The organism is Paenibacillus sp. J22R98, from assembly GCF_059383835.1.
This window is the reverse complement of the sequence record NZ_JBXENW010000001.1, coordinates 750,534-762,210: the sequence shown is the minus strand read 5'-3', so window position 1 is coordinate 762,210 and position 11,677 is coordinate 750,534. Positions and strand designations below refer to the sequence as shown.

Here is an 11,677-nt window from a genome sequence, read left to right as displayed (position 1 = left end):
ATTTATCTAACAGGTACAACCCGATAAACGTTGTTCTTCCCTACATTTTGTTTGATCCGAGTTGCCACACGCGATAATTTCACTACATCCGTCTTCCCTTTTTCATCTTTCGCTATGGTTAACAGCAAGATTGTACCGCGTAGTCTGGCGGTATGTTGGGGGAGTTCGGTGGAAACGAAATTACCCAAGGACGATGCGGATACCCGATTTCTAATTTGTCCGTCGATATCCTTTACCTTAGCCATTTTTATGGGATGCAGCACATGGGGATGCGCTCCGAGCACTACATTCACGCCATGCTTAAATAACAGTTGCATAAGCCTGATTTGGCTGCGATCGGGGTAATGTCGAAATTCTTTCCCGAAATGAAGGCAAGCGATAATAAAATCCGATCTCCGCTTCAAATTACGCACATCCGCTATCATTTTCTTCCGGTTTAGCCGGTTAACCAGCCACGTCTGCGGCACTGATATCCCGTTCGTTCCTTTCGTATAAGCCAAAATGCCGACTTTGATTCCCTTCACGTTCACAATCAGCTTCCTGTGAGCTTCTTGAGCTGAACGATTCGTGCCCGTATGCCGCAGACCGTTACGGTCGAGGACATTCAATGTCCGCTTTAGACCGGACACTTTCCCGTCCATACAATGGTTATTGGCCGTGCCCAATACATTGAAACCCAAGCTCCGAAGCGTAGCGGCGAATTTGTCCGGGGAGTTGAACAGCAGTTTCCCGCGTTCCCCTCGAAAACCGGCACCTGAAAAGGTCGTCTCCAGATTACCTATCGTCAAATGGGAATTACGCAGATAGGGCTTCACTTTGGCAAAGGTCGGGGCGAATCCGCCTTCACGCTGGGCCGATGCAATCATTTTCTTCTTCATCAATAAATCCCCGACTGCCGCAATTGTAATTCTCATCCCTCCACCTCCTCCGGCAATTTGAATTACAAAAAATCCGCGGAAATAAACTGCCCCCCATATGTTAGACTCATCTAACAAGTGAGGTGCAGATCAAAACCGCGGATTGCACTTGCTCATTATCGCGTTTCTCTGTGCAGCGTTACCTTTTTATGCGTCGGGCAATATTTGCGAAGCTCCAGACGCTGCGGATTGTTTTTCTTGTTTTTGGTCGTCATGTAGTTGCGTGTCCCGCATTCCGTACATGCCATCGTAATCGTTACGCGCATGATTTCATCACCTTCCTTTATCCCTAATTTATGAATGAAGGCGTCTGGGTGACAATCCAAATATACAAAGTAGCTGATGCTTTCAATCCAGGTTCCAGCCATGCGTAAGCGACAAATTGCTTCCCGTCTTGAAGCTGCTTTGCACCGAATCTCTCGCTACTCTAACGAACCGTAGTGGTTTTATTGGGGCGAAAATGCCTCCTCAATTATTCTAACGAACCACAGAGACCTTATTGCGTTGAAATAGGCAGAAATGCATGAGCTTTTAGCCAAATAGCGCCTGTAGGGTTCGTTAGAATTTCAAAATCCTGCTTTTTGATCCAATAAGGCTTGTACGGTTCGTTAATTGATCAGCCTGGGTACGCTTTTTCCGGGCCGACTATCGCCTTCATCATAATTGGCCTACAAAAAAAAGCCAAGCACATCAAAGTGCTTAGCTCTTTCCCACTATCTAACCTGTCGGACCATCCGCGAACAATGCGCGCAGCTCTTCCAGCCTCGCCAGCATATGTTTAAGCTCAATCGCCAGAAACTCTTCGTTTGCGGCTTCGAACGCCGCTTTCAGCTTCGCTAAACTCTCTGCAGCTTCAGGAAGCAGCCTAAACGCTTCTTCAGCATGTTTGTAAAAAGGATGGACTTGGACCGCCTGCGGTTCTGTCATCGATGCTCACTCCTTGCACGTATGTAGGTAGTCTATACTCTACCATTGCGCAAGCCGCTTTGCAAAATCCTGCCAGTTCAGCTGCCCCTATACGTACTGTAACCACCCGGCGCAACTAGCAGCGGGATATGATAGTTGGAGCCCGAATCCTCGACGATGAAGCGAACGGGCACTAGGCTTAGGAACCGCGTATCGCCAAAATAACTTCCAACATCAAATACAAGCTCATACTCGCCATTATGCAATTCGCCGCGGCTAAGCAAGGGCGTATCCACGCGTCCATCCGCGTTTGTCTGTACTTCTTTGATCAGCTGCGGCGCTTTGCCAAGCGAGGAATGAACCCACAGCTGAATCTTCATCCCGGCAGCCGGCTTCCCTTGTGACGTGTCCAGAACATGTGTAGTCAATTGACCCATCATGGCGATGCTACCGACTTTGCAGTATTATTGGCTATCGCCTTCTGGAAATCAGCACTCTCCAAATCCGCCCTAGTCAGCGAGAACCCTTGAAACCCATATGGCGGCCTCGGCTCCGTATATACACCGGCTCCCGTGACCGGATCACGATCGACGATCGTTTCCCAGGTGCGGTTGTTGGATTCGAAGCTAACCTCCTCCAGCTGAGGGAATCTGGTTAATAGCTGTAAGCCAATTTGACAGACCAAATATTGAATAGAGGGAGATTGGATCGCGTGGAACACCTGCTGAGCCAAATCACGAATTTGCTCCGCCGCCACATACGCGCCGCCACTTCCATCTAACGCATCCGTAACCTTCGAATACCGCCAATGAAGATTCAAGTAAATAAATAAGGGCCGATCATAGCTTTCGGGTAAAGTCGTATATTCATCTCGAATGAATCCGTAGAATGAGCTGCCACTCACTTTAATTAGCTGTAAATCCGCAATTCCGCTGGACTGACCGACAACGACGACTCCATCATCGACAGAGCGCTTCATCGCCAAGGATGCATGGGCATGTTCGTTGTGAGATCTGCGAAACACCAATCCGCTCTCATTAAATCCCCCATCCCCGCCAACCTGAATGGACTGGAACGGAATGCGATCGGCAGCAATCTCAAGATCCGTAATATGCGGGTATTGAGCGAGAAAAGCTTCCGCAACATAGGCCAGGAAGCCTTCGGTCGTACTCCCATCATACGCCGCAGCATGCCTTAGAATAAAATTTTTCATCGAGTCGGTAGCGACAACATGCGTGTTGTCACCTTCGCTGAACGAGCTCAGCAGCACCTCGCTGCTGACCGAGAACGTCACATTATGCGCAAAAATAATATTGGATTCCCCACAATACGGTGATTCCGGAATCGGCGCTACGACAAGCGGAGCCGCATAGGTTCGATAGGTCAGCACATCGCCTTTGCCATAATAAAGCGTCCGTCCATCTCGAAGCTTCATCATGCATCATCCTTTCACCTCAAGACTTATTCTTCAATTAAATCTAGCAATCGCAGCTGCGTGATCCGCTGAATTTCGAGCAGCGCTTGTTTGCGCTCCTGCGCGGCAGAATGCTGCAATCGTTCTTGCATGGCTGCCAGTAAATCGCCTTTTGTTTTGCCGCGTACCGCCATAATAAAGGGAAATCCGAATTGTGACGTATAAGCCGCATTGAGCTGAGCAAATCGCTTAAACTCGTCCGGGGACAGCTCATGCAGCCCTGCCCCTTGCTGCTCAGCAGAGGAATAAGATGTCATCGTCATTCGAGTCGCCAAATCTGGATGCGCGCGCAGCAGCTCGGTTACTTGTTCTTCGGCTGCTGATCGGACTGCAGCCAGCATCGATTCATGCAGCTCGTTGACGGAATGAAAGGGCCTTGCTTCCCAAGCCTTCTCCGCTACCCAAGGCGAGTGTTCGAACACACCTCCGATTTGACCGACGAACATCTCTTTACTGAGCGTATTCAGCTGCCATAGACTTATGCTCATGTCCAATACCCCGCATGTACGGCTGCTGTCTCCGCATCGATTTCCGGGAATGGCCCAATCACTTCAATCGGTTTACGACCGCAGGCAAAGACGTCTCTGCAGGGCAAATTTAACGTTAAATTCCGTTCATCATTACCGGTCAGCTCGATGAGCCGTTTCTCCGACATGCCATATACGACTTTGCCCACATTCCCCCAATAGATCGCACCTGCGCACATGGCACAAGGCTCAACGGAAGTGTAGAGCGTGTACTGCCAAAGCTGCTGCTTCGAAAATGTTCGCGAGGCGTTCACCATGAGGGTCGTCTCCGCATGACCGGCACAGCTGCCCGTCGTCACCTCCACATTGCCCTGCTCCAGAACGATGGTGCCGGACGGATCGACCAAGATTGCGCCAAACGGCGTATTGCCTGAAGCTATTGCCTGCTTGGACACTTCAATGGTTTTGCGCAAATAATACAAATGCCGTTCCTTCTCGTTCATGGCTGATCCCTCCCTTGTTCAATGACCCGGTGTACCGCGCGAAAGATTCCCCCATAGCCCGTACACCGGCATAAATTGCCTGACAAAGCCTCCACAACCTCCTCAAGCGTCGGGTGTGGCTGCTCCTGCAGCAGCGCGGTTACCGAAACGATCATACCAGGCGTACAATACCCGCATTGGTAGCCTCCTTCGTCGAGAAAGGCCTGCTGAACCGGATGCAAGCCTTCGCCGGCGATGCCTTCAATGGTCGTAATTGACTTCCCGTTACATTGATAAGCCATCGTCAGGCAGGCATTGACCGCTCTGCCATCCACCATCACCATGCAGGCGCCGCAGCGCCCGATTTCACAGGATATTTTCGTGCCGGAGAGCTCCAGATCTTCACGTATGATCGCTAACAATCGTTTACTCTCAGGGACATCCAACTGCACTTCTTCGCCATTTACGGAACAGCTTAGCGGAGTGGAAGACCATTGCTGAAGCTCGGACTCATTTTTCATAGGTCCTTCACCGCCTTCACCGTGAATGTAGGCCGTTCCAGCAGCTCAAGCGGATCGATTGGGAGTTTATTCAGACGTCTTCCGATTGCGTCATGCACCGCTGCTAATATGGCAGGAGCAACGCCAACCGAACCGATTTCGCCGACTCCGCGCGGTCCGAACACATCTCCTTCCGGCAGCTCTTCAATCGCCTCGACATGAACGACTCCGTTAGCATCCTTGATTGTCGGGATTAAATAGCTGTCGAGGTTAGCCGTCATATAGCGACCTTCCTGCATGAGCGCTTCCTCAGTCAGCGTATAGCCCAGCGCCATGATGCTGCCGCCTTCGATTTGACCCAGATACCCTTGCGGATTTACGACCGGACCGGCCGCTACGGCATGATATTGTTCAAGGACGTGTACGCGTCCTGTCAGCGTATTGACTTCAACCTTCGCAACCACCGCAGCAAAGGTGTATAGATAATGGGCTCCCGTCCGCGGAAACGTCGTGGCTGGAAACGCGAATTTCGTCTCGGCACGGATTTCTCGTCCTGCACGCTCCGCTAGCTCTTTGTAGCTGAGCAATATTTTACCGCTACCGTTACCGTTGCCGCAGGATTCACACTTGCTCCAAATACCACCGGCGCCAACACGCAGCTCCTCTTCAGGAAGGGCCAGAATTTCAGCTGCCGCGCCAAGCAGGCTGCTTACAAATGGAGGCCGCAGCTGCTGCAGCGACTTCCACATCATCGTTGTCGCTCTGGAAGCGGTCGTCGAACCGCTGTCCGGCACTGCATCGGTGTCGCCGATAATGAGGCGCAGATCTGACGGCGCGAAGCCAAACTGCTCAATCAGCATCAGCTCAAGGGAAGCTAATAGCCCTTGCCCGCATTCCTCGTAGCCGAACTGCGCTTCAATGACGCCATCTTCGGCCAGCACCAGCCTGCCGCCTGCAGGATCGGGTATGCCGGCTCCAAGACCGGCTCCATGCATAATGAAGGCTGCCCCTATGCCGGTATGAAGCCAAGGTTCAGACGGGGCAGACCGCTGCTCCTGTTGCTTTTCCAGCCACAATGGCGAAGCCGCGACCGCATCCCATACCTGCTTCGCACCGTCCGTTGGTGCTATCGGATGACCGAATGGCCCCGGATCAGCCTTCTTACGCATATTGCGCAGTCGGAACGCCCAAGGCTCCATCCCGCACGCCTCTGCCAGACGATCCATCTGACCTTCCAGCGCAAATATCGCCTGATTGCCGCCAAAGCCGCGAAACTCGCCGGACATTCCGTTGTTGGTGTAAACAGAAACACTTTGTACATCGAGCGTTCCATATCGATAAGGCCCGATCACATGCTCGGTGGCAAAATGAAGCACTTCCGCTCCAAGCGTCGCATAAGGCCCGGTATCCGCCGTTATTGATACTTGATGTGCCAGGATACTGCCATTCCCATCAATGCCCGTTTTCATCGTAATCGTCATCGGATGCCGTTTAAGCCCGGCCTTCACCGACTCTTGCCTGGAATTGTGAATCTTAACGGGACGATTCGTCTTGAGGGCGAGCAATGCGCCATACGGCTGAACGTTCAGCTCATCTTTACCCCCGAAGGAACCGCCGATCGGACTGGATAAGATACGAATGGCCGTCTCCGGCATCGCGGTAATGCGCGAGAGCTGTAACCGATCCATAAACCCATGCTGCGTCGGGGAATGAACCGTCAGCCGTCCGTCCGCTTCCGGAACGAACAATCCTCCCTCGGTTTCCATGTACGTATGCATTTGTCGAGGCGAAAAGTAAGTCTCCTCCACGATATGGACGCAGCCTGCGAAGCCTTCCCCGATATCACCGCGAGCAAATTCAGTTTGATGCAAAATATTCCCCTTTGCATGCAGCTTCACCGCATCCGCAGCCACCGCCTTCGAAGGACTGTCCATAATCGGCAGCACTTCATAATCGACCTCGATCAGTGCCAAAGCCTGCTCTGCCAGCTGAGCCGTCTCGGCAGCAACACAAGCAACCGCATCGCCAACGTAGCGAACTCGATCCCAGCACAGCACGGGTTGATCCTGAACCGCAATGCCATATCCATTCAAACCGGGGACATCCGCATGAGTCAGTACCGCATGAACACCCGGCAGCTGCTGCGCTTGATCGGTGCGAATGGCTAGAATACGCGCATGAGGATAGGGACTTCGCAGCACGCGCCCAATCAGCATGCCCGGCGCAGTCCGATCCGTGAGATAAGCAAGCTTGCCCGTCACTTTATCGGGACCGTCCGGCCTGACTCGCCACCGCTCCTTGCTGGAGCTTCGGTTAAGCAGCATGTTCATCACCCTCCCGCATTTCACGTCATGTTGTGTTGAACTATTAGCTCGAAGTAGTCATCGCGCTGTTCTGCCATTGCTGCCATAACAACGCTGAGATCAGCCCGGCAGCCGTTCGTTTGCGATACGCCGCTGTTACAAATGCATCTCCCTTCGGCTGCGCCTCCAGCAAAACCTGCTCATACAGCTTCTCCATCAGCTCGGAGCTCATGACGGTATTTTGCAACAGCTTCTCAGCGCCGTACAGCCGATGTGGAACCATCTGCCCTCCGCCCACCGCCATCCGAATGCGGACGATTTCACCGCTCGTTCTAGCGATGTCGCAAGAATAAGCGACAGTCACGACAGATGGCGTAAAAGCCTCGCGTCTTCCAATCTTCTGGTAGACTTCCAATCTCCTCACATGCGGGTTCGCTTCCGGCAGCTGCAGCTTCAACTGCGTCAACAGCCGCCCCTGCGGCGCTGACGCGTCACCCAACCCCTCGAGCCACTGGACCAGCAGTTCACGCTGTATGCTTCGTCCATCATGCCAGAGCAGCTCAGCTTCGCTTACGATCAGGGCAGGCAGGATATCGCCGGTTTGGCAAACGATGTTGCCCCCGATGGTCGCAGCATTGCGAATAGATGGCGCGGCGATCGTGGTCACGGCATCTACGATGCTCTTGTAATGCTCACCTAAGAACGGGTCGCGCCGAAGCGTCGTTAAGGTAGTTAGCGCGCCGATTGTCGTTTCCTTCGAGCTGACGGTGATCCCTTTCATGCCTGGGATGCAGCTTAGATCGATGAGATGCCGCGGTTTAGGCGCACCGTTCTCCCATTGCGCGGAGAGCCAAGTGCCGCCGGATATAAACACTGCTTCATCGCCGAAGCTCTGCTTCAATCGCCAAGCTTCCGCCGCGTCCAGCGGATGCCAGACCGAAGGATTGTCACGGAAGCCCTCCTTGTCATTGCCTGTAATGCTCATCGTTCGATCACCTCCTTACCCAAACAACAAACGGATCAGAATCGTTGTTCCCGATAATAAGGCATGCCGAGCGCTTCAGGTGCGCCGGACGGTTTGTTGCGGTTACGCCAGCCTAAAGCCATGAGTACGAGAATGGTGATGAGGTACGGGATCATTTTCAGAAAATAAGAGGGGATTTCAACGCCAATGAGCTGCAGCCTGAAGCCGATAGTACTAAGCAAACCGAAGAAATACGCGCAGAATAACGCACGAATGGGGTTCCATCTGGCAAAAATAATGAGAGCAACGGCGATCCAGCCTCGTCCTGCCGTCATCCCCTCCGTCCAAGTTGGCGTATACACGAGCAGCAGGTCAGCGCCTGCAATCCCGATCAGCATCGAACCCGCGATGACGCAGCCATAACGGAACGCATATACACGGATTCCCATCACATCCGCTGTCGCCGGACTGTCGCCCATCGCGCGTAAATGCAAGCCCCAAGACGTGCGATAGATGAACACATGCATCGCGATTACAAGCAGGAAACTAAGCCAAGTAAACAAGTCCAAGCGGGCAAAAACATCACCGACCACCGGCACTTGCGCAAGCCAAGGCAATCGAATTATAGGGACGGCATGCGCGATGGGAATGCCGCTGATGCTTTTCCCCAGATAAGCGCTCAGACCTGAGCCGAACAACGTCAGCGCAAGTCCGGTCACAATTTGGTTCGTCCGCAGCGATATCGTAAAAGACGCATGCAGCAAACCAAGAACAGCGCTTACCCCGATGACGGCGAGCAAGGTGAATGTGAGATTTTCGGTATGCAAATAGGTCAACCCCGCCATCACAGCGCCGAGCAGCATCAATCCTTCCGCCCCAAGCTGAATGATGCCGGAGCGTTCAATGAGAATCCCTCCAAGCGCTGCGATCAACAGCGGCGTACCGGAAGAGATGGCGACCTGTATCAGCTGAATCATCGTTTCCATAAGCTCGACACTCCCCCGTTACACGTTTCGGCGCAGTCGTAAACGGCCAATGAAGCCCCCGGCAATGAGGAAAAATAGAATTGCGCCTTGCAGCATATTCGAGATCGATGACGGCAAACCGATCGTTTGAACACTGTAGCCGCCGACGATCAGCCCGCCGAACAAGACGGAAGAGACAACCAAGCCGAGCGGGTTCAGCTTAGCGAGCCAAGCGACGATAATCGCCGTATACCCATAACCCGGTGAGATCCCGTACATCAACCGATGCGTAACGCCCGACACCTCGCTCATCCCGGCAATGCCCGCTAAGCCGCCGCTGATCAGCATGACAATCAGGATATGCTTACTCAGCGGAATGCCCGCATGCCTTGCCGCTTCCGGGCTCGCTCCGATCAGTCTAAGCTCATACCCCCATTTCGTATAACGAATCGTAATGGCATATAGTGCAGCTGCGACGAGTCCAATAATGAGGCCGGCATGGAGTCGCGTATTTCCGAGCACGGGTAGTGATTGCGCAGCGGTGAACATGGGTGTACCAGGGAAGTTAAAGCCCTCCGGGTCACGCCAAGGTCCGAAGACCACGTAATCGAGCGCCAGCAGCGCGACGTAATTCAGCATTAGTGAAGTAATCAGTTCGTTAACTCGAAAATAAATGCGAGGTAAAGCCGTAAGCAAGCCCCATATTCCACCTGCTAGGATGCCGAACAAGGCCATAAGCGGAATGGACAAGTAAATCGGCAATGTCGGAAAATAAACCGTAACCGCGGTCGCTGCAATTGCTCCGGCGGCAAATTGCCCTTCTGCTCCAATATTCCAGAACGAAATTCGGTAGGCTACGGAAACGCCGATCCCGCATAAGAGGAGCGGTATGGCTTTAACGAGCGTTTCTGACAGGCCGTACGAGCTGCCAAACGCGCCGGTCACCATCTTCTTATATACGATGAGCGGGTTCATCCCATTCATGGCAATGAAGACGCCGCACACGATAAGCGCCAGAACGATGGAAACAACGACGACCCACCAAGGATTTCGAACGGAATCTCCCGGTTCCACTACTAGCCGAAGAGAGAACCGACGCTTTGTTTCAACCTGCTGCGGCAGTGAATGACTGACAACGGGTTGGTCGTTCATATCACTTCCTCCCCTTCACCGCTCTCATCTCGGACCCCTGCCATGTAGAGACCGATTTGCTCTCGCGTAGCTTCCTCCCGCTTCATTTCCCCAACAATCGTTCCTCGGCTTATGACCAGAATACGGTCAGATAGACGAAGCACCTCATCGAGGTCCTCGGAGATGAGAAGGACACTTCCACTTGAATTGCGAAGCCGAAACAGCAGCTGGTGCACACTGTTTGCAGCTCCAACATCCAAGCCCTGCGTCGGATGCACCGCAATCATCAGTTTCGGGGACTGATGGATTTCACGAGCGAATACCAACTTCTGCTGATTGCCGCCGGAGAGCTGACTTACAGGCGTGTCGACATCGGGCGTTCTTACATCGAATTGCGCAATAAGCTGCTGTGACCAAGCCAAATTGCGTTTGATCCGAAGAAAACCTAATCTCGTCCTTTCACCGGAACGATAGGATTTCAGCAATAGATTATCCGTTGATCCCAAGCTTCCGGCCAATCCGCTGCGCATCCTATTCTCGGGGATATGTGCAATACCGGCCTCGATGAAGTCTCTCACTGAAGCAGAACGCATATCCTTGCCTGCAAAACGGATGGAGCCTCGGCTCAGAGAACGAAGTCCAGTCAGCACTTCCGCCAGTTCCTTCTGTCCATTGCCCGCCACACCGGCGATACCGACGATTTCCCCTTCGTGTATATGAAGCGATAGACCCTTGCACGCCGTCCGGCCATGATCAGCCATCACTTCAAGCTCTTGCGCGGAGAGCAGCAGCTCCCCGCGCAGATGCCCGTTTGCGATATGCGGCATGTCGATGAGCGCCTTTCCAACCATCAGCTTCGCTAAATCCCGTTCATTCGTATCGGTTGTTTCCATTGTTACGATCATCTTGCCTTTACGCATGACAGAAATCCGATCCGAAGCCTGCATCACTTCACCTAGCTTATGCGTCGTCATAATGACGGTTTTACCTTCCTTCTTCATCGCCTCTAGCGTCTGAAAGAGAAGCTCCACCTCACCCGGTGTGAGCACGGAGGTCGGTTCGTCCAAGACGATGATATCCGCTCCCCGGTACAAGGTTTTCATAATTTCAACGCGCTGCTGCTCGCCAACGGAGAGCTGCCAGATCGGACGATCAACATGAATCGCAAGACCGAATCTCGCCGCAATGGCCTCGATTTCTTCCTGCTTTCTCTTCATCCAGCCGGCACCTCGCCAGATGGAAGTTTGCTCGCCGAGTACAATATTCTCCGCGGCAGAAAGCGTAGGAACGAGTCTGAAGTTCTGAAAAACCATTCCGATGCCCTGCTTCATCGCATCCTTCGGCGAACGAATTCTCACCTGCTCGCCGCGGAGGTAGATGGCGCCGCCAGTCGGCTGGTACACACCTGAGAGCATACACATCAAGGTGCTTTTGCCTGCCCCGTTCTCACCGAGAAGCGCGTGAATTTCACCTGCTCTTGCTCGAAAGTCCACTTCGTCATTAGCGATCACACTTCCGAAGCGCTTCACAATGCCTCGCATTTCAACAGAGAAGCTTCCCTCCATGAC

13 protein-coding genes are annotated in these 11,677 nt (G+C 53.0%); all 13 read right to left on the bottom strand.

Features of this window, described 5'->3' with window-relative positions; genetic code table 11:
• Positions 1-2: 2 nt before the first annotated feature.
• A complete protein-coding gene (locus tag AC50Y3_RS03530) occupies positions 3-914 on the bottom strand; it encodes a CapA family protein (protein ID WP_494817362.1) in 912 nt (303 codons plus the stop codon).
• A 119-nt stretch (positions 915-1,033) separates the two neighbouring features.
• Positions 1,034-1,183: a 50S ribosomal protein L33 gene (gene rpmG, locus AC50Y3_RS03525; RefSeq protein WP_494817361.1), complete on the bottom strand. Its 150-nt coding sequence runs from the start codon at positions 1,181-1,183 to the stop codon at positions 1,034-1,036.
• 451 nt (positions 1,184-1,634) lie between these two features.
• Positions 1,635-1,844 (bottom strand): hypothetical protein, encoded by a 210-nt coding sequence (locus AC50Y3_RS03520; protein ID WP_494817360.1) that lies wholly within the window; start codon positions 1,842-1,844, stop codon positions 1,635-1,637.
• A 77-nt stretch (positions 1,845-1,921) separates the two neighbouring features.
• Complete coding sequence (gene uraH / locus AC50Y3_RS03515) at positions 1,922-2,263, bottom strand: hydroxyisourate hydrolase (RefSeq protein WP_494817359.1); 342 nt, start codon at positions 2,261-2,263, stop codon at positions 1,922-1,924.
• Positions 2,260-3,261, bottom strand: coding sequence for a factor-independent urate hydroxylase (gene pucL, locus AC50Y3_RS03510; protein ID WP_494817358.1), 1,002 nt, complete (start codon positions 3,259-3,261; stop codon positions 2,260-2,262). Before pucL ends, uraH begins: the two co-directional genes overlap by 4 nt.
• A 23-nt stretch (positions 3,262-3,284) precedes the next feature.
• Entirely contained in the window at positions 3,285-3,785 is a 501-nt protein-coding gene (gene uraD, locus AC50Y3_RS03505) for a 2-oxo-4-hydroxy-4-carboxy-5-ureidoimidazoline decarboxylase (protein ID WP_494817357.1), read from the bottom strand.
• A complete protein-coding gene (locus AC50Y3_RS03500; protein ID WP_494817356.1) occupies positions 3,782-4,267 on the bottom strand; it encodes a nucleoside deaminase in 486 nt (161 codons plus the stop codon). The genes uraD and AC50Y3_RS03500 overlap by 4 nt, the downstream gene beginning before the upstream one ends.
• The gene (locus tag AC50Y3_RS03495; protein ID WP_494817355.1) at positions 4,264-4,767 is read right to left on the bottom strand and encodes a (2Fe-2S)-binding protein; all 504 of its coding nucleotides are present in this window, start codon (positions 4,765-4,767) and stop codon (positions 4,264-4,266) included. Before AC50Y3_RS03495 ends, AC50Y3_RS03500 begins: the two co-directional genes overlap by 4 nt.
• Complete coding sequence (pucD, locus tag AC50Y3_RS03490; protein WP_494817354.1) at positions 4,764-7,070, bottom strand: xanthine dehydrogenase subunit D; 2,307 nt, start codon at positions 7,068-7,070, stop codon at positions 4,764-4,766. Before pucD ends, AC50Y3_RS03495 begins: the two co-directional genes overlap by 4 nt.
• Before the next feature lie 43 nt (positions 7,071-7,113).
• Positions 7,114-8,034 carry an FAD binding domain-containing protein gene (locus AC50Y3_RS03485; protein ID WP_494817353.1) on the bottom strand — a complete coding sequence of 307 codons (921 nt, stop codon included), beginning with the start codon at positions 8,032-8,034 and terminating at the stop codon, positions 7,114-7,116.
• Between the two features lie 35 nt (positions 8,035-8,069).
• Positions 8,070-8,999: an ABC transporter permease gene (locus AC50Y3_RS03480; protein WP_494817352.1), complete on the bottom strand. Its 930-nt coding sequence runs from the start codon at positions 8,997-8,999 to the stop codon at positions 8,070-8,072.
• Between the two features lie 18 nt (positions 9,000-9,017).
• Positions 9,018-10,130, bottom strand: a complete 1,113-nt coding sequence (locus tag AC50Y3_RS03475; RefSeq protein ID WP_494817351.1) for an ABC transporter permease — start codon at positions 10,128-10,130, stop codon at positions 9,018-9,020.
• Entirely contained in the window at positions 10,127-11,674 is a 1,548-nt protein-coding gene (locus tag AC50Y3_RS03470) for an ABC transporter ATP-binding protein (RefSeq protein ID WP_494817350.1), read from the bottom strand. The genes AC50Y3_RS03475 and AC50Y3_RS03470 overlap by 4 nt, the downstream gene beginning before the upstream one ends.
• Between the last annotated feature and the right edge of the window lie 3 nt (positions 11,675-11,677).